Raw genomic sequence first — 17,352 nt, forward strand, 5'->3', positions numbered from 1 at the left:
GTCACCGGGCCGGTCGCTCGGCGAGCCAGATGGTGTGGCGCGCCCCGCGCGAGCGCCCGGCCCGCACGCCGACCGCCTCCACCCGGAAGCCGCCCCGCGCCAGTCGCTGGGTGAAGGCTGGATCGGGATGGGCCGACCACACGGCCAGAACCCCGCCGGGGCGCAGGGCGGCCCGTGCGGCGGCGAGGCCCGCGGCGTCGTAGAGCTGGTCGTTGGCGCGGCGCGTCAGCCCGTCCGGGCCGTTGTCGACATCGAGGAGGATCGCGTCGTAGGCCCCGCGCCCTGCGCGGATCACCGCGGCGACGTCCGCCACCCGCGCCTCGGCGCGCGGGTCCGACAGCGCCTCGGACGAGAGGCCCGCCAGGGGGCCGCGGCCCCAGTCCAGAACTGCCGGCACGAGCTCGGCCAGCACGATCCGGGCCTCCGCGGGCAGGGCGTCGAGGGCGGCCCGGAGGGTGAAGCCCATGCCGTAGCCGCCGATCAGCCAGCAGGCATTCGTCCGGAGCCCGAGCCGCGCGGCGGTCAGGGTCGCCAGCGCCTCCTCGGAGCCGCTGAGCCGGCTGTTCATCAGCTCGTTGTGGCCGAGCTGGATCGAGAATTCGGTGCCCCGCTGCAGCAGGCGCAGGGAGTCCGACCCGCCCGGCACGGGCGCGGTGCCGAGGACGACCCAGGGGATCACGAGGGGGACTGGCGGGTAGGGCGGATCATGCGACCCTGGCTAGCACGGGTCGCCGACCGGATCACGTGGCACCGCGGCGCCGACCCGCCCCCCGCCCGACGCGGGGGGCGGGTTCGTGCGGGCTAGAACAGCCCCTCGATCTGCCCGTTGGCGTCGAGGTGGATGCCCTCCGAGGCCGGGATCTTGGGCAGGCCCGGCATGGTCATGATCTCACCGCAGATCACCACGACGAAGCCCGCGCCCGCCGAGAGGCGCACGTCGCGCACCGCGATGAGGTGGCCCGAGGGCGCGCCCATCAGGCTCGGGTCGGTGGAGAACGAGTACTGCGTCTTGGCCATGCAGACGGGCAGGTGGCCGTAGCCGTCCTTTTCGAACTGGGCGAGCTTGGTGGCGGCCTTCGACTCCACCTGGATGTCGCCGGCGCCGTAGAGCTTGGTGGCGATGGCGAGGATCTTGTCGGTGAGCTTGGTCTCGGTCTCGTAGACGTAGCTCAGGGGCTTCTGCTCGCCGTTGGCGAGCTTGACCACGGCGTGGGCGAGCTCCTCGGCGCCGGCACCGCCCTCCGCCCAGTGCTTGCAGGTGATGGCCTCGACCTGGAGCTGGTCCCGGCACAGCGTCTTCAGCTTGGCGTGCTCCGCATCGGTGTCGGCGTAGAAGTGGTTGACACCCACGACGACGGGCAGGCCGAAGCTGCGCACGTTGGCGACGTGGCGCGCCAGGTTGGCGAAGCCCTTCTCCAGGGCCTCGAGGTTCTCGGAGCCGAGCTCCTTCTTGGAGACGCCGCCATGCATCTTGAGAGCGCGCACGGTGGCGACGATGACCACTGCGGAGGGCTTCAGGCCGGCCTGGCGACACTTGATGTCGATGAACTTCTCCGCACCGAGATCGGCGCCGAAGCCGGCCTCCGTGACCACGTAGTCGCCGAGCTTGAGGCCCGCGCGGGTGGCGATCACCGAGTTGCAGCCATGGGCGATGTTGGCGAAGGGGCCGCCGTGGATCAGGGCCGGGTTGCCCTCCAGGGTCTGCACGAGGTTGGGCTGCAGGGCGTCCTTCAGGAGCACCGTCATGGCGCCCGTGGCCTTGACGTCCTTGAGCGTCACCGGCTTGCGGTCGCGGGTCTCGGCAATGACGATGCGGCCGAGGCGCGCCTCGAGGTCGTCCAGGTCCTTGGCGAGGCAGAACACCGCCATCACCTCGGAGGCCACGGTGATGTCGAAGCCGTCCTCGCGGGGGAAGCCGTTGGCGACGCCGCCGAGGGACTGGGTGATGGCGCGCAGGGCCCTGTCGTTCATGTCGACCACGCGGCGCCAGTGGATGCGGCGCACGTCGATGTTGAGCTCGTTGGCCCAGTAGACGTGATTGTCGATGAGGGCGGCCGCCAAGCTGTGTGCGGAGGTGATGGCGTGGAAGTCGCCGGTGAAGTGCAGGTTGATCTGCTCCATCGGCACGACCTGGGCCTTGCCGCCGCCGGCCGCGCCGCCCTTCATGCCGAAGCAGGGCCCCAGCGAGGGCTCGCGCAGGCACATCACGGTCTTCTGGCCGATGCGGTTGAGCGCATCGCCGAGGCCGACCGTGGTGGTGGTCTTGCCCTCGCCGGCCGGCGTCGGGCTGATCGCCGTCACGAGGACGAGCTTACCCTCGGACTTGGTCTCGAGCGACTTGATGAAGGCGTGATCGATCTTGGCGATATGCTTGCCGTAGTGATGCAGCGCGTCGTCCGGGATGCCGATCTTGGCGGCGACCTCGGTGATCGGTTGAAGCGTGGCCGCGCGCGCGATCTCGATATCTGAGGGCATTGGTGCGTTTCTCCCGGATTGTTCTTGCGCGATCGGGTCCGGCAAGGCCGCATTCCGTCCGCTGGCGTTCGTCGTTCGCCGCCAGGACCGGATCCGCCGACGTTGGGCCGTGCGGATCGGCCGAGCGGCCACGCATCATCGATCGCATCAGTTTGCGTGAAGGGACAAGCAAAAGCGCGTCGGAAATTTTGAATTTGCAGGCAAAAATTTGTTTGGGATCAGACCTGTGTCAGCCCGTCATGGCACTCGCTGTGTATCCGGCCTCGTTCAGCGCCTCCGCGATGCTCAGGGCCTGAGCGGTGGTCGTCACCGCGACGCGTCCGTGATCGAGGTCGACCGCGACCTTGGCCTCGGGGTCGAGGCGCTGGATGGCCCGGCACACCGCCGCGGCGCAGCCGTCGCAGGTCATGCCCTCCACCTGCATCAGGAGGTCCGATGGCGTCGCGTCCATGAGGTTCGCTCCGGGCTTCTCGTTCCGCGGGGCGCATTGTGGCGCCTCGCGACGCCGATGCAAGCGGTCCGGCGCGCGCCGCGTGGGACGTCCCGGAAGCACAGGACACAGTTCGGGAAAATCCGTTTGCGGGGCCGTCCGGTGGCTTGTGGGCCGGGAGCGTCTCGGCAACAAAAGAACGCCGGACCGGCCGAGGTCGGACCGGCACCCGTATTTCCCTGTCGTATCGAGGATCGAAGACTCCGATGGCCCGGATCATCGGCCGGCGTACGAGCCTGTGGGCCCTCGGTCTGCTCGGGCTCTGCCTTCTCGGGCCGCTCGCGGTCTTCTCCCCGCTCGGGGCGAGCCTCGGGCTCGCGGGCCTCGGGCTCGTGGCGGCCCTCGTCGCCCATCGCCGCGCGGGCACGCTGACCGCCCGGTGCGAGAAGCTGTCGGGCGAGGTGGACGTGCTGTCGCAGCGGCTGGTCCGGCTGGAGACGGTGACCCGCGCCCTGGCCGAGCAGCAGGTCCGGGCCGTCGATGCGGGGCTTCCCGCGAGCGCCCCCGGCCCGGATCCCCGCGACCTCAGCGCCGGCATCGAGGAGGTCACGGCCGAGATCGGTCTCCTCAGCGGCATCGTGCGGGAACTCGCGGCCGTGGTGGCGGCGCAGGACGGCGAGATCGCCGGCCTCAAGGCCGTGCCCGCCCCCGTCGTTCCGCCCGTCGCTCCTCCGCTCCACCCCGTGCCGCGGGTCATCGCTCCGGAGCCTGAAATTCGCCCCGAGCCGCGCTTCGACGCGCCGCCTCTCCGGCGCACCGATCCGCCGCTGGTCGCGCCCTGGACGCCGCGGGCCCTCGGCCGGGCCGAGGCCCCGGTGCGCGACCCCGCGCGCGACGCGGCCCTGATCGCCGCCTTCGACGCCGCCGGCCTGGAGGTCCACCTCCAGCCCATCGTGTCCCTGCCCCAGCGCAAGGTGGTGTCCTACGAGGCGATGGCACGCCTGCGCCTGGCCGGCGAGACCCTGATGCCGGAGGCGTTCGTGCCGGTGCTGGAGCGCCACGGGCGCACCACCGACCTCGACCGCCGCATGCTCCAGCGGGTCGCCACCATCGCCCAGCACCTCGCCGGGCGGGGCAGCCAGGCGGCGGTGGCCTACGGCCTGTCGCCGCGCTCCCTGTTCGAGCCGGGCTTCCTGCGCTCGCTCGGGCGCCTCGTCGAAGGAGCGCCGGACCTGTCGGGACGGGTCATGCTGGCCCTGCCGCAGGCAAGCTGGCGCAACCTCGACGCGGAGCAGGCCGGCGCCCTGGCCGACCTGCGCGGACGCATCGGCTTCATCCTGGACCGCCCCCTCGACCTGCGCCTCGATCCCCTGGCCCTCGCGGATCGCGGGGTCGCACAGGTGAAGGTCCCGGCCGACCTGCTGCTGCGCCCGGATTCGCGCCAGGCCATGCCCGACATCGCCCTCGAGGACCTCGTAGCTTCCCTGGCGCGGACCGGCATCCGCCTCGTCGCCGAGGGCGTGGAGCGCGAGACCGATGTGCCCGACCTCATCGAGCTCGATGTGCCCCTGGCGCAGGGCAGCGTGTTCGCGCCGGCCCGGGTGGTGCGCGCCGAGGTGCTCCAGGCGGCCCCGGCCTCGTCCGAGCCGACTCCGCCGAGCGAGGATCCGGAGCCGCCGCCCCAGCGCCGCCCGTTCCGCGACTTCCTGCGCCGGGCCGGCTGAGACCCGCGCGGCGTTGCTTTTCCCGGAGGTCCCGCCTAACCGGGCGGCGCTCCCCGAAACGCCCGCCCGTCAGCTCGAGGCCCGCCGCATGCCCGATACGCCCGCCCGTCCCGGCCCGTCCCGGCCCGTTCCGACCCTGGACGGCTTCGCGACGATCGCCGCGGGCTACGATCTCATCCTGTGCGACGTCTGGGGCGTGCTGCACGACGGCACCAACGCGCATCCGGGAGCCGGCGACGCCCTGACGCGATTTCGCGCCCTTCCGGAGAGCGGGCGGCCCCGCCGGGTGATCCTGGTCTCGAACGCGCCGCGTCCCTGGGCCGGGGTACAGGCGATCCTCGACGGATTCGGCGTGCCCCGGGGCGCCTACGACGCGATCCTGACCTCGGGCGACCTGACGCGCAGCCTGGTCGCCGCCCACCCGGGCGAGCGCCTGTATCATCTCGGACCGGAGCGCGATGCCACGATCTTCAACGGCCTCGACGTGACCCTGGTCGACGTGGCGCAGGCCGAGCGCGTCATCTGCACCGGCCTGTTCGACGATACCTGCGAGACCGCCGAGGATTACCGCGGGACGCTGGAGGCGATGCGGGCCCGGGACGTGCCGATGATCTGCGCCAATCCCGACCTCGTGGTCGAGCGCCGGGGCGAGCTCATTCCCTGCGCGGGGCTGATCGCGGAGGCCTACGCGGCCCTCGGCGGCGCGGTGACCTATGCCGGCAAGCCCCATCGCCCCGTCTACGAGGCGGCGCTCGCGCTCGCAGGCAGTCTCGACGACCGGGCGCCGCCGGAGCCCGCCCGGGTGCTCGCCATCGGCGATGCGCTGCGCACCGACATCGCCGGGGCGACGGCCTTCGGAATCCCCAGCCTGCTGGTGGCGCGCGGCATCCACGCCGAGGAGCTCGGCGTCTCGACGGCGCATGCGACGCTCGGGGACATTGCGGACTGGCTCGATCGTCAGGCGGTCCGGCCCGACGCGGTGATCGAGCGCCTGGTCTGGTGATCAGGCGAAGAGGGCGTCGATCTCGTCCTGGGCGACGGCCGGGCCGTGGAGCTGCGGACCGTTGAGGATGAGGAGTTCCTTGCGGACCCGGCGCTCCACCTCCTCCGGGTCGATGCCGCCCTCGTCCTTGGCCTTGACGGCGCTGGCGAAGCGCGAGAGCCGACTCTCGAGCTGGCGCAGGGCCTCCACGACCTTGGCGATGCGCTGCCCGGTGATGTCCTGGAAGGTGCAGGCCTCGAAGATGTCGTTCATGCGCGCCTCGACGGTGGCGCGGTAGTTCTTGTCGTCCGGCAGGCCGAGGATCTCCTCGGCCGTGTTCATGATGGAATTCGTGGCGCCCGCGGTGGCGGCCACCACGCTGCCGAGCTCCTCGTGCGCCATCGGCAGGCGATCCCGGGTGAGCTCGTTGGCCCGCAGCGCGGCGATCTCGTTGCGCAGATGGGCGATGTAGTCCGCGATCTCGACCAACTCACGGATCAAGGACGGCTTATCCGACGCGGGATTCACGTTCCGCGCCTGCTTGGCGAGTGCCATGGGCTCCCGGCTCCTCGATTCGGTGTTCCTGGGCTATGTCTCGAATCGATCAGGCGCCGCAGACGGCTTCGATCTTGCTCTTCAGGGTGGCGGCGTTGAACGGCTTGACGATGTAGTTGTTCACGCCGGCCTTCTTGGCGGCGATGACGTTCTCGGTCTTCGACTCGGCGGTGACCATGATGAACGGGGTGGTGCGCAGGGCCTCGTCGGCCCGGACGTGGCGCAGCAGCTCGTAGCCCGTCATGGGCTCCATGTTCCAGTCGGAGATGACGAGGCCGTACTTGCGGTTCTTGAGGCGAGCCAGGGCGGCGGTTCCGTCGGAGGCGTCGTCGACCTCTTCGAAGCCCAGCTGCTTGAGGAGGTTGCGGATGATACGGACCATCGTCTGATAATCGTCGACGACGAGGATCGGCATGCCGAGATCGAGGGCCATGGGTCGGTGTGCTCCGTCAGGGGAGGGCCCGTGCCTGGGCACGACCCTCCGGGAATGGGCCGGAACGCCAAGGTTTGGGCGCCCCTTGGCGATGAAACTACGCAGCTTCGCATTGCGAAGCGGTTAACTGCCCACGCGGCCCATCTTGTCTTGACTTCAGGAATGTCCGGGCGTGGCGGGGATGGACTCCGTTCGCCTTGACAAGGCCGCCCCGCTCGCCCCCATGCGGGGGGCATGTCCCTCGCGCCGCCCCCGCCCGACACCTCCGACTCCGCACCGTCCAGCCTCGACGCTTTCGCCCGGCAGGCCCTGGACGACCTCGATGCGCGCGCCCTGCGCCGCCGCCTCATCGACACCGCGCGCGGACCCGGTCCGATCGCGCACCGGGACGGCCGGACGCTGATCTCGTTCTCGTGCAACGACTATCTCGGGCTCTCCGACGATCCCCGCGTGATCGCCGCCGGACAGGAGGCGCTGGCGCGCTACGGCGCCGGCGCCGGCGCCTCCCGCCTCGTCACCGGCAATCATCCCGTCCTCGCCGCCCTGGAGGCGCGGCTGGCCGCCCACAAGGGCAAGGACGCGGCCCTGGTCTTCGGCAGCGGGTACATGGCCAATCTCGGCATCGTGCCGGCCCTGGCCGGCGCCCGGGACCTCGTCCTCGTGGACGCCCTCGGTCATTCCTGCCTGTTCGCGGGGGCGCAAGTCTCGGGCGCGACGATGCTGCGCTTCCGCCACAACGACGTCGGCCACCTGCGGGACATCCTGGCGGCGCGCCGCGGCCGGCACGGACGCGCGCTGATCCTCACCGAGCGGATCTTCAGCATGGATGGGGACCGCGCGCCTCTCGACGCCATCCTGGAGGTTGCCGCCGCCCACGATGCCTGGACGCTGGTGGACGATGCGCACGGTCTCGGCGTGGTGGAGGCGGGGGCCCGCGCGCCCCTGGAGATGGGCACGCTGTCGAAGGCGCTGGGCTCGTATGGCGGCTATCTCTGCGCCTCGCGCGACGTCGTCGACCTCATGACCAGCCGGGCCCGCAGCTTCGTCTACACCACCGGCCTGCCGCCCGCCTCGGCCGCAACCGCCCTGCGCGCGCTGGAGATCATCGAGGCGGAGCCCGAGCGGGCTGCCCGCCCCCTGGCCTTGGCCCGCCGCTTCACGGCGCGCCTCGGACTGCCCGAGGCGACGAGCCCGATCGTGCCCGTCCACGTCGGGACGGCGGAGGCGGCGCTCGCGCTCTCGGCCGCCCTGGAGACGCGCGGCTTCCTCGTCGTCGCGATCCGGCCACCCACGGTGCCGGCCGGCACCGCCCGCCTGCGCGTGGCCTTCTCGGCCGCACACGACCCGGCGCAGGTCGACGGCCTGGCCGACGCGCTGCGGGCGCTCGGCATCGGCCCACGGGTTTCGCCGGAGACCTGACCCGGACGGATCAGGAGTTGGAGCGTGCGCCGCCGGCCTCGTGATGCCGGTCCTGGAGCCGGTTCGATCGCTCCCGCGCCCGCCGGCGCTGGGCCGAGAAGCCGATCCAGCGCGTGACCAGGGGGCCGCGACGGCGAACGATCGGTGCCGCGTCCCCGGTCTCGCCCGTCAGGACGGTCACATCGGTATCCGCTGTTCCATCCGCGAGGTGGCTCTCTTCGGCGGGTGGGGTGTGACCGAAGGCTTCGGGATGGGTCTTTTCCGTCACGACGATGAGTCTCCTCCGGGAATCCTGGGTGTTGCCGTGGGTGGGGAGGGCCGCGCGTGCGACAGCGCCGATCCCTGCCGTCGCGTTCGTCGGGCCGGGCCCGTCGCCGAGAGGTCGGAGCTTGCGAATGTCAGCGGTCATCACGCCTGTTGCCATCTGCGCGGGACCCAGCGCGGCGCGCCGTGCGCGCCCGTGATCCCGTCCCCCTGCACGACCCGCTCGTCGGGTCCTGCAGCGTCTGCAACAGCATAAGCAATCCCGCCGCCGGGTTGAGTCGGTTGCTTGGTCTGTGAGTCCATATCTGTTGTCTCGGCGTCCCAAACAGACGTCCAACCGGCCGTTTGCCGGGCTATGGGGACGCTGCCCGGCCCACGGGACCGCGCGGTCCGCGTGGGATCCGGGCCGGCGACCCTGCGCTCCGACCCGTCGTGTGCGGGCCGATACGGCGTCGTTTCGGGGCGCCGCGGGGCTTTCGGCCGCCGCGGATCCGTCAGGCGGCGGCGGGCGCTTGGCCGGCCGCGCGCTCGTGGGCGAGCTTGACCACGCTGACCTGATCGACTTTGCCGGTCCCGAGCATGGGCACCCGCTCCAGCACCACCACCTCCGCGGGAATCGCGATCTCCGGCACGCCCTTGCCCTTGGCGAAGCTCTGGTAGGCGGCGCGGGTCGCGTCCTTGCGTTCGGTGAACAGCACCAGCCGCTCGCCCTTGCGGGCATCCGGCACGGCGGCGACGGCGCTCGGGGTATCGGGCCACAGCTCGGCCGCGAGGGCCTCGACGCTGGCCAGCGACACCATCTCGCCGGCGATCTTGGCGAAGCGTTTGGCCCGGCCCTTGATGGTGACGAAGCCCTGGGCGTCGATGGCGACGATGTCGCCGGTGTCGTACCAGCCCTCGGGGGGCGCCTCGATGCTGCCGGGGCGCTCGGGCCGCAGGTAGCCCAGCATGATGTTGGGACCGCGCAGGACGAGACGTCCGCCCTCCGCGATGCCGGGCACCGGCTCCAGCCGCCAATCCTGGCCGGGCAGGAGGCGGCCCACGGTGCCGAAGCGGTTGAACATCGGGGTGTTGAGCGCGACCACCGGGCCGCATTCGGTGACGCCGTAACCTTCCAGGATGCGCAGGCCGAACTTCTCGCCCCAGGTCTTGCGGGTGGATTCCTTCACCGCCTCGGCCCCGGCCACGACGTAGCGCAGCGAGCGCAGGTCGTAGGAATGGGCGGTCTTGGCATAGCCCACCAGGAAGGTGTCGGTGCCGAACAGGACGGTGGCGTTGGAGCCGTAGATCAGCTCGGGCACGATCCGGTAGTGCAGAGGCGAGGGATAGAGGTAGACCGGGACGCCCGAGACCAGGGGCAGCACCAGGCCGGCCGTCAGCCCGAAGGCGTGGAACACCGGCAGCACGTTGAACACCTTGTCGCTCGGCCCAAAATCGATCCGGGCGGCCACCTGCGCGGTGTTGGCGAGCATGTTGCGGTTGGCGAGCACCACGCCCTTGGGTGCGCCTTCCGAGCCTGAGGTGAACAGGATCGCGGCCGGGTCGTCGCCCCGCCGGGGCACCAGGGGCGCCCGCTTGGAGAGGAAGCCACGCAGCTTGTCGCCCGTCGTGATGCCGGCCCGGATGTCCTCGAGGTAGACGAGGGTGACGGCCCCCCGGATCGCCTCCACGAGAGCGCCGAGGCGGCCCTTCTCGATGAAGGCGCGGGAGGTCAGGATGGTGTCGACCTCGGCAGTTTTGCAGGCCGACAGGACGTTGGCGGCGCCCGCCGAGAAGTTGATCATGGCCGGAACCCTCCCGGCTGAGGCCAGGGCGAACAGGGTCACGGCCGCACCGTTGGCGTTCGGCAACATCACGCCCAGGGGCTTGCCGGGGGTGCCGAGCCCCTGCAGCTTCCGCCCGAGGATGTTGGCGCCCATCACCAGCCGGGAGAAGCTCAACGATCCGGTCGGATCCTCGACGGCCGTGCGGCGCCAGCCGTGGCGGTCGCCCGCCTCCACGAGGGCCTGCATCAGGCCGCGGTCGATCTCCGTGGTGCGGAAGACGAGGTCGGACATGATTCCGTAGAGTGCGGCGCCCGCCGCCTGCCGGCGAGCCTTGCCCTTGAGGGCCGGGTCCACGCTAAGGGCGACCGGCGAAAGGATCGTGACGGTGACCTTCGGCCACCAGCGCCGCTTCACCTGGTTCTTCGACAGGCGCGAGAAGACCGTCTTCTCCAGGCCGTCGATCTTCACCGGCACCACCATGGCCCCGGACTTGTCGGCGATGAGCCCGGCCCCGTCATAGACCTTCATCAAGCTGCCGGTGACCGTGAGGCGCCCCTCGGGGAAGATGATCAGCGTCTCGCCGCTCTTGACCGCATTGATCAGGGTGCGGGTGGCCAGCGGCCGTGTCGGGTCCAGGGGCATCGCCTTCGTCATCGCCAGGAACGGCTTCACCCACCAGCGCTGCGCGATGCCGTGGTCCACGGCGAAGACCGGTTCCTGGTCCAAGAGGGAGAGCGCGAGGGGCGCGTCGAGGAACGAGACGTGGTTGAGGGCGATGATGGCGTTCGGGCCGGCCTTCTCGACGTTCTCCAGGCCGCGCACCTCCAGGCGGTAGAAGGCCCGGAACAGGATCGAGAGGAAGTCGCGGAACGGGCTCGTCGGCAGGACGGCCAGGATGACCACGCCCGCCACGAGGTTGAGCACGCCGAGCAGGGTCAGGAGCGCAGCCATCGACCAGCCGGCGCCCTGGAGGGCGGCGAGGCCCAGCGCCCCCGTCACCATGAAGGCGGCCGTGAGCACGTTGACGGCGCCGATGACGCGGGCCCGCTTGTCCTTGTCGGTCCAGGCCTGCACGGCGGCGAAGGAGGGCACGATGTAGAGGCCGCCGGCGACGGCGAGGCCGAACAGGTCGAGGGTGACGCGCAGGCCCGTCCCCGTGGTGAGGAAGTCCCAGGCGTCCGAGGGATCGCCGGAGACGGGCCCGAGATGCGCCACCGTCCAGGCGAGATCGAGCCCGAAGGCGCCCATCAGCAGGGCGCCGACGGGGGTGGGGAGCAGCACAATGCGACCGCTGGCGAGCCAGGAGGCCAGCCCCGAGCCCACCGCGATGCCGATGGAGAATACGGCGAGCAGGGTCGTCACCACGGTCTCGGAGCCGTTGAGGCTCTGGCGCACCAGGACGGGGAGCAGCGACAGCACCACGGCGCCCACGAGCCAGAACCAGCTCACGATCAACGAGCCGCGCCACAGCCGGGTGTCGCTCCAGAGATCGCGCAGGAGGGCACCGGTGGAGCGGGCGACGTTGGGGTCGACCCGCAGGGTCGGCGCGCCCTCGCCGGTGGACGGGATCGCCCGGGCCGAGAGCCAGCACAGGACGGCGAACACCATGATCATCGTGCTGAAGGCCAGCGCGCCGCCGCCCATGGCGGTGGCGAGGCCGGCCACGATGGTGCCGAGCAGGATGGCGAGGAAGGTCGCCGCTTCGACCAGGGCGTTGCCGGCGGTCAGTTCGTCCCGGCGCAGGTGGTCGGGCAGGATGCCGTACTTGATCGGCCCGAACAGGGCCGCGATCGTCCCGAACAGGCCGAGCGCCACGAACAGCACCGGCACGGAGTGCAGCCAGAACCCCAGGGCCGCCGCCGCCGCACCGAAGATCTCGGCGAATTTCAACCGCTTGGCGATGAGCGCCTTGTCGTAGCGGTCCGCCATCTGTCCGCCGAGGCCCGACAGGATGAAGAAGGGGCCGATGAAGACCGCGCCCGCCAGGGTGACCAGCATCGGCGAGCTGCCACCGCCCGCACCGCCCACCTTGAACAGGATCAGGAATACGAGCGCGTTCTTGAGGAAGTTGTCGTTGAACGCCGAGAAGAACTGGCACCAGAACAAGGGTGCGAAGCGGCGCGTCGTCATCAAGGTACGAAACATGGAAGTCTCCTCGGACGACGCATGACTGCCCGCACGCGGCGATAGCGTCAAATGGTGAACCACGCGTCATTTGAACAACGTTCAAAACATATCGCCGCCGCAGATGGGGTTCAATGGCGCGATTGCACGGCGTGCAATCTGAGAAGTCGGCCGGTGCGGTGCCGCACGGGGACGATGACCCGACCTCGGGATCCACGGAGCGGGAAACAGGATGGCACGGGTGGAGAAACGGGGCACGGGCCCGCGCGGCGAGCACAACCGCGACGAGTTCCTCGCGCTGGTGACGAAGGCCGCCGAGAACCTCGTCCGGCGGGAGGGCCTGCGCGGCCTCGGGATGCGGCGGCTGGCCAGCACCATCGGGTATGCGCCGAACTCGATCTACAATGCCGTCGGCGACCTCGATGCGGTGATGATGCGGGTCAATGCCCGCACCCTCGCCCGCCTGCACGCGGCCCTGGAATCCGCGGTGACGCCGGACGCCGCACCGCGCGACAAGGCCCTGGCCCTCGCCGATGCCTATCTCGGCTTCGTCGCCGCGGATCCCCAGGTCTGGAGCCTCGTCTTCGAGCACCAGATCGCGCCCGACAGCCCCTTCCCGGACTGGTACGCCGAAGCCCTGGGCCAGACGACCGACCTCGTCGCCCGCGTGCTGGCCCCCATGATCCCCGACCCGGACGAGCGCCGGCAGGCGGTGGCGGCCCTCTGGGCTGCCCTGCACGGCCTCGCTTCGCTCTCGACTTCGCGCAAGCTCGCGGTGCTGACACCGGAATCGCCCCGGGACCTCGCGCGTTTGCTTGTCCGACGCTTCCTCGACGGGCCGGACCGGGGAAGGCCCGAGACCGCGGGCGCCTGAGCGCCCTCGGGCCGGTGGATCCTACAGGACGCTGCTGCGGCGCGTCCGCATCCCCTTGAAGAGGGCGGGATGGGGATCGGTGAGACCGCGCGATGCCGGCGGCTCCGGCGCCTTGTACGCCGGCTCCGCCCGGGCCGGGACCTCGCGCGCGTCGTCCGTCCTCGGCCGGCCGCCGCGGCGCTTGGCGGTCGAAGACCCCGAGTCGTGTAACTCGGACCGCGGCGCAGGCAGGAGCGACAGGCCGCCGAACGCGAGGAGGCAGGCGAGGCCGATGCCGGCGGAATGCCAGCTCGGCTCCGGCGCGATCATCATCGTCACGAGACCCCCGAAGGCGATGGCCGAGGCGAGATTGCGCGGTGTGAAGGGATCGATGGCCATGACACCATCATCCGCTGCGTCGCTCGCGACTTCGTGAACCACATGATTCAATTTGTAAGGATTAGATCGCCGTTGGGCCGGAGCCCTCCGATCGTATTCGGCCCCATGCCGACGGCGCAAAATCCGTGACGCCAGTCGGGGTTTCGCCCTGCGACAGGATTGAGATTTCGATCGGCGCAAGGTCTGAGACCTCGGACTGATATCGGAGCTGCAACAAATCGCGAGATTTCCAGAAGCTCTGATGGGTTCTCGCTGGTGCAACCAGGGGTTCAGAACAATTCATTCGTGAACGCAAGATTTTAAGCATCCGCAATGCGTTGTGGCTGCTCGCCGCGCGTGTTGATTTGCTCCAGGCGGCACCCGATGAAGTTCGTCGTGTCCGTCCAAAATCTCTTCATCCGCCGCCGTCTGATCGCGGCCTTCTCGCTCCTGACCGTCTTCGTGGTCGGCCTGGGCCTCTCGGCACTCTTCAGCACTCAGCGCATGCGCGCGCAGAGCCTGGAGGTCGAAACGAACTGGCTTCCGAGCATCCGCGCCCTGGGCGAGATCGATACGGTCACGGCCCGCATCAGCGCGGTCGTGCTTACGCATATCAGGCCACCGACCCGAAGCTGACGGCCTCGATCGAGGCGGACCTCGTGCGTTTCGACCAGAAGCTGGCCGATCGCCGGGCGATCTACGAGCCGATGATCGCCTCGCCGGAGGAGCGTGCTCTCTACGACAGCTACCGGCGCGATGCGGCCGCCTTCCTGCCGATCCGCCAAGCCATCCTGGATCTCTCGCGCGGCGGACAGAAAGCCCAAGCCTTCGAGCTCTACGAGAGCAAGGGCCTGTCGGTTCGCCGCGCCGCGTCGAACACCCTGGAGAAGCTCGCGGCCCTCAACAAAGACGGCGCCGCGCAGGCGCAGGCCCGCAGCATGGCCATCTTCGAGCAGACCCAGACCCTGGGTCTCACCGCTATGTTGGTGGCTCTCGCAATGTCGGCGCTGTCCGCCTTCCTGATCATCCGCGGCGTCACGCACGGCATTCGCGCCGTGGTCCGGCCCATGCAGGCGCTGGCGGGCGGCGACCTCTTCGTGACCATCCCGCACCAGGGCGCCCGGACCGAGATCGGCACCATCGCGGACGCCGTCCAGGTGTTCAAGGACGGTCTGATCAGGATGCGGGCCCTTGAGGAGGACACGGTCCAGGCGCGGGCGGGGGCGGAGGCGCAGCGCCAGGCGACGATGCGGGCGATGGCCGACAGCTTCGAAGGGGCGGTGGGCGGCATCMTCGGCATGGTGACGAGTTCGGCCACCGAGCTGCAGGCCACCGCCCAGAGCATGGCCGGCACCGCCACCCAGACCGCCAACCAGATCGGCATGGTGACGAGTTCGGCCACCGAGCTGCAGGCCACCGCCCAGAGCATGGCCGGCACCGCCACCCAGACCGCCAACCAGACGACCAGTGTCGCTGCCGCGGCGGAAGAAGCCGCTTCCAACGTCAACACCGTGGCGGCCGCGGCCGAGGAGCTYGGCTCCTCGGTGCAGGAGATCGGCCGCCAGGTCAGCACGTCCGCCACGATGGCGCAGAGCGCGGTTCGAGAGGCCGCCGAGACGGCTGAGCTGGTCCAGCAGCTCAACACGGCCGTGGCGCGCATCGGCGACGTGGTCACGATGATCACCTCGATCGCCGGGCAGACCAACCTGCTGGCGCTCAACGCCACCATCGAGGCGGCGCGGGCCGGCGAGGCGGGCCGGGGCTTCGCGGTGGTGGCCGCCGAGGTCAAGGAGCTGGCCAACCAGACGGCGCGGGCCACGCAGGAGATCGGCGGGCACATCGCCCAGATCCAGGGCTCGACAGAGCGCGCCGTCTCGGCGATCGGCAGCATCACCGCACGTATTCAGGACATCAGCGGGGTTGCAACGACGATCGCGGCGGCGGTGGAGGAGCAGGGGGCCGCCACCCAGGAAATCGTGCGCAACGTCGCGCAGGCTGCGATGGGGACGAGCGAAGTCACGAGTAACATTTCGGGGGTAGCCGGCGCGGCCGAAGAGACGGGCGCGGCCGCCGCCCAGGTGCTGGGCGCCGCCTCCGAGCTGTCACGCCAGTCCGAGCACTTGAACGCCCAGGTCCGTCAATTTCTCGCAACGGTGCGGGCGGCATAGATGGCCGGCAAAGCGCCGGACACGGTGATTTGGTTTCCATCGACGAGACGGTGCAGCCCTGTTTCGGGACGTCTCGGACCACCTGCGGTGTTCGCAGGACGACAGTGTTGCCGGAACGGCGACGCTACAAAGCGACTGTTTCCTGGCAGGTCGCGTGCCGCTCCAGCGCAGCGATGATCGTGGACGACAGGAGTTCTGCAGCCGGTGAGAGGGGGCCGGGCGCCCGGTAAAGGACGATCTCGGTGTCCGGCAGCTTCGGCAATCGTAGGCGATTGCCGACCGAGACCAGTCCCGCCGGGATCATCTCGGTCGGCAGCACGGTGACACCGAGTCCCGCCTGAACCGCCGCTTGAAGGTCCGCCAGGCTCTGGCTCGTGTAGACCACGCGCCAGGGGCGTCCGCTCGCATCCAGCGCGGACAAGGCGCGCCGGCGGTACACGTCGGGCGAAGGCGGAAGGACGAGCGGCACCGGATCGCTGGCTTCCGTGAGGAGGCGGGGCGATGCGGCCCAGTCGAGGATTTCCCGCCAGACCTTCGTGCCGCCGCCGGACCCCTGGGGCTCGCGCTTGAACAGCATCAGGTCATAGCGGCCCTTCGAGAAATCGTCGAGCAGGTTCACGGTGAAGTCGCAGCATACCTCCAGCGCGACCTGAGGGTGGGCCCGCGCGAAGCGGGCCAGGATGTCCGATAGGTGCACGGTGGCGAAATCCTCGGGTGTGCCCAGCCGAACCACGCCCCGCACATCCGGTTCGACGATGCGAGAAAGGACCTCGCTCCCGAGCTTCAGCATCTGCCGCGCATACGTCAGCAGAACCTCGCCTTCGGGCGTCAACTGCAATTCCCGACCATCCCGGTCGAACAGGCGTTGTCCAAGGCCCTCCTCCAGCCGCTTGATCTGCAGGGAGACCGTCGACTGGGTCAGCTCCATGCGCCGGGCGGCGCGGGTGAAGCTGCCATTGTCGACGATGGCCACGAAGGTGCGCAGAAGATCGAGATCGAAGGGGAGCGATGGCATCGGCATCCCTTTGATGTCGAGGCCTTCATTCGCCGTACAAGAAGCTGGGACAAAGTCTCGCTGGGCAGATTGACCGAATTCAGCTCCCGTGTGACGTATCGCACATGAAGACTGAAGTGTATGCTTGTGGGTATTTTGAATACAATGACTTCTGCCGTATCTTAAGCGGCGGTGATCGCTCCATTTGAAAACGCAATGCTTTGCATTGTGGCGGAGACATTGTTGATTGCCTGGGCTTATCCAAATCTCTGTTGTGGCAGCACGGGACCGATGCGGCGGACAGAGGCCGCTTCGAGCCCCAGCCCAATCACGCGAACCCACCGGTTCGCGTGTCCCAAGCCCAAGCAATGGAGATGAGCCATGAAAGCCGTGATGAAGACCTTTGCTGCGACGTTCGTGGTCGCCCTCGGTGTCGCCGGGGCGACCTCGGTGGCGATGGCCGACTACCGGGTCGGTCCGCAGCAGCGCCCCCTTCCCCCCACCACCTGGGACGGTCTGGTCACCGGCGCGATCACGCTGCCGAAAGATCAGGGCTACAGCGCATACGGTTGCCGGCGGAGTTCGGCTCAGGAAGGGAACGCCAATCAGCAGAACTTTCCGGTCCAGCAGTACGGCCAGGTCTCGGGTGGTTATCGCTGCTGACGCCCCTGCCACCGGCCCATGGGCCGGTGGACGACGCTGACCCCGTGGGCCGCCGGCCAGACCCCCTCGGTTCGCCAAAGCCGACAGGCTCTGGCGAACCGCTACGCGGGCGCCCGCCGCACAC

14 protein-coding genes and 1 pseudogene are annotated in these 17,352 nt (G+C 69.9%); 6 read left to right on the forward strand and 9 right to left on the reverse strand.

The window, feature by feature from the left end; all coding sequences use genetic code 11:
- Position 1: 1 nt before the first annotated feature.
- The 3 genes from ASG63_RS16610 to ASG63_RS16620 all read right to left on the reverse strand — a co-directional run bounded on the left by ASG63_RS16610 (position 2) and on the right by ASG63_RS16620 (position 2,926).
- Entirely contained in the window at positions 2-679 is a 678-nt protein-coding gene (locus ASG63_RS16610; RefSeq protein WP_056218664.1) for a spermidine synthase, read from the reverse strand.
- 122 nt (positions 680-801) lie between these two features.
- A complete protein-coding gene (locus ASG63_RS16615) occupies positions 802-2,475 on the reverse strand; it encodes a formate--tetrahydrofolate ligase (protein WP_056218667.1) in 1,674 nt (557 codons plus the stop codon).
- Positions 2,476-2,704: 229 nt separating this feature from the next.
- Positions 2,705-2,926, reverse strand: coding sequence for a heavy-metal-associated domain-containing protein (locus tag ASG63_RS16620; RefSeq protein ID WP_056218669.1), 222 nt, complete (start codon positions 2,924-2,926; stop codon positions 2,705-2,707).
- Positions 2,927-3,171: 245 nt separating this feature from the next.
- Here ASG63_RS16620 and ASG63_RS16625 point away from each other — a divergent pair, with 245 nt between their 5' ends.
- Positions 3,172-4,629: an EAL domain-containing protein gene (locus ASG63_RS16625; protein WP_056218672.1), complete on the forward strand. Its 1,458-nt coding sequence runs from the start codon at positions 3,172-3,174 to the stop codon at positions 4,627-4,629.
- A gap of 88 nt (positions 4,630-4,717) precedes the next feature.
- Entirely contained in the window at positions 4,718-5,632 is a 915-nt protein-coding gene (locus tag ASG63_RS16630) for a TIGR01459 family HAD-type hydrolase (protein ID WP_056218676.1), read from the forward strand.
- On the opposite strand, the gene ASG63_RS16635 is transcribed toward ASG63_RS16630, so the two are convergent.
- The gene (locus ASG63_RS16635) at positions 5,633-6,166 is read right to left on the reverse strand and encodes a protein phosphatase CheZ (protein WP_056218680.1); all 534 of its coding nucleotides are present in this window, start codon (positions 6,164-6,166) and stop codon (positions 5,633-5,635) included.
- Between the two features lie 49 nt (positions 6,167-6,215).
- On the reverse strand, positions 6,216-6,599 hold the full coding sequence (locus tag ASG63_RS16640) for a response regulator (RefSeq protein ID WP_018046001.1): 384 nt from the start codon (positions 6,597-6,599) through the stop codon (positions 6,216-6,218).
- Between the two features lie 234 nt (positions 6,600-6,833).
- Between ASG63_RS16640 and ASG63_RS16645 the strand changes: the two genes are divergently transcribed.
- On the forward strand, positions 6,834-8,018 hold the full coding sequence (locus ASG63_RS16645) for an aminotransferase class I/II-fold pyridoxal phosphate-dependent enzyme (protein ID WP_056218682.1): 1,185 nt from the start codon (positions 6,834-6,836) through the stop codon (positions 8,016-8,018).
- Positions 8,019-8,028: 10 nt separating this feature from the next.
- On the opposite strand, the gene ASG63_RS25415 is transcribed toward ASG63_RS16645, so the two are convergent.
- Both ASG63_RS25415 and ASG63_RS16655 read right to left on the reverse strand, forming a co-directional pair.
- Positions 8,029-8,286 (reverse strand): hypothetical protein, encoded by a 258-nt coding sequence (locus ASG63_RS25415; RefSeq protein WP_156394224.1) that lies wholly within the window; start codon positions 8,284-8,286, stop codon positions 8,029-8,031.
- A 490-nt stretch (positions 8,287-8,776) separates the two neighbouring features.
- Positions 8,777-12,193 carry an acyl-[ACP]--phospholipid O-acyltransferase gene (locus tag ASG63_RS16655; protein ID WP_056218691.1) on the reverse strand — a complete coding sequence of 1,139 codons (3,417 nt, stop codon included), beginning with the start codon at positions 12,191-12,193 and terminating at the stop codon, positions 8,777-8,779.
- Between the two features lie 211 nt (positions 12,194-12,404).
- On the opposite strand from ASG63_RS16655, the gene ASG63_RS16660 reads away from it, so the two are divergent.
- On the forward strand, positions 12,405-13,046 hold the full coding sequence (locus tag ASG63_RS16660) for a TetR/AcrR family transcriptional regulator (RefSeq protein WP_056218694.1): 642 nt from the start codon (positions 12,405-12,407) through the stop codon (positions 13,044-13,046).
- Positions 13,047-13,067: 21 nt separating this feature from the next.
- Here the strand turns inward: ASG63_RS16660 and ASG63_RS16665 are convergent, their stop codons facing one another.
- Complete coding sequence (locus ASG63_RS16665; protein WP_056218697.1) at positions 13,068-13,424, reverse strand: hypothetical protein; 357 nt, start codon at positions 13,422-13,424, stop codon at positions 13,068-13,070.
- Between the two features lie 375 nt (positions 13,425-13,799).
- Between ASG63_RS16665 and ASG63_RS16670 the strand changes: the two are divergent.
- Positions 13,800-15,571: pseudogene (locus ASG63_RS16670) on the forward strand (methyl-accepting chemotaxis protein).
- Positions 15,572-15,695: 124 nt separating this feature from the next.
- On the opposite strand, the gene ASG63_RS16675 reads toward ASG63_RS16670, so the two are convergent.
- Complete coding sequence (locus tag ASG63_RS16675; RefSeq protein ID WP_056218700.1) at positions 15,696-16,592, reverse strand: LysR substrate-binding domain-containing protein; 897 nt, start codon at positions 16,590-16,592, stop codon at positions 15,696-15,698.
- Between the two features lie 354 nt (positions 16,593-16,946).
- On the opposite strand from ASG63_RS16675, the gene ASG63_RS16680 reads away from it, so the two are divergent.
- On the forward strand, positions 16,947-17,228 hold the full coding sequence (locus ASG63_RS16680; RefSeq protein ID WP_056218704.1) for a hypothetical protein: 282 nt from the start codon (positions 16,947-16,949) through the stop codon (positions 17,226-17,228).
- Positions 17,229-17,352 lie beyond the last annotated feature (124 nt).

Source organism: Methylobacterium sp. Leaf94, from assembly GCF_001426045.1.
GTDB lineage: Bacteria > Pseudomonadota > Alphaproteobacteria > Rhizobiales > Beijerinckiaceae > Methylobacterium.

Coding starts and splice junctions, on each gene's coding strand:
- ASG63_RS16615 (WP_056218667.1), bottom strand. CDS start 2,475: ATGCCCTCAGATATCGAGATCGCGCGCGCGGCCACGCTTCAACCGATC.
- ASG63_RS16620 (WP_056218669.1), bottom strand. CDS start 2,926: ATGGACGCGACGCCATCGGACCTCCTGATGCAGGTGGAGGGCATGACC.
- ASG63_RS16625 (WP_056218672.1), top strand. CDS start 3,172: ATGGCCCGGATCATCGGCCGGCGTACGAGCCTGTGGGCCCTCGGTCTG.
- ASG63_RS16630 (WP_056218676.1), top strand. CDS start 4,718: ATGCCCGATACGCCCGCCCGTCCCGGCCCGTCCCGGCCCGTTCCGACC.
- ASG63_RS16635 (WP_056218680.1), bottom strand. CDS start 6,166: ATGGCACTCGCCAAGCAGGCGCGGAACGTGAATCCCGCGTCGGATAAG.
- ASG63_RS16640 (WP_018046001.1), bottom strand. CDS start 6,599: ATGGCCCTCGATCTCGGCATGCCGATCCTCGTCGTCGACGATTATCAG.
- ASG63_RS16645 (WP_056218682.1), top strand. CDS start 6,834: ATGTCCCTCGCGCCGCCCCCGCCCGACACCTCCGACTCCGCACCGTCC.
- ASG63_RS16655 (WP_056218691.1), bottom strand. CDS start 12,193: ATGTTTCGTACCTTGATGACGACGCGCCGCTTCGCACCCTTGTTCTGG.
- ASG63_RS16660 (WP_056218694.1), top strand. CDS start 12,405: ATGGCACGGGTGGAGAAACGGGGCACGGGCCCGCGCGGCGAGCACAAC.
- ASG63_RS16665 (WP_056218697.1), bottom strand. CDS start 13,424: ATGGCCATCGATCCCTTCACACCGCGCAATCTCGCCTCGGCCATCGCC.
- ASG63_RS16675 (WP_056218700.1), bottom strand. CDS start 16,592: ATGCCGATGCCATCGCTCCCCTTCGATCTCGATCTTCTGCGCACCTTC.
- ASG63_RS16680 (WP_056218704.1), top strand. CDS start 16,947: ATGAAAGCCGTGATGAAGACCTTTGCTGCGACGTTCGTGGTCGCCCTC.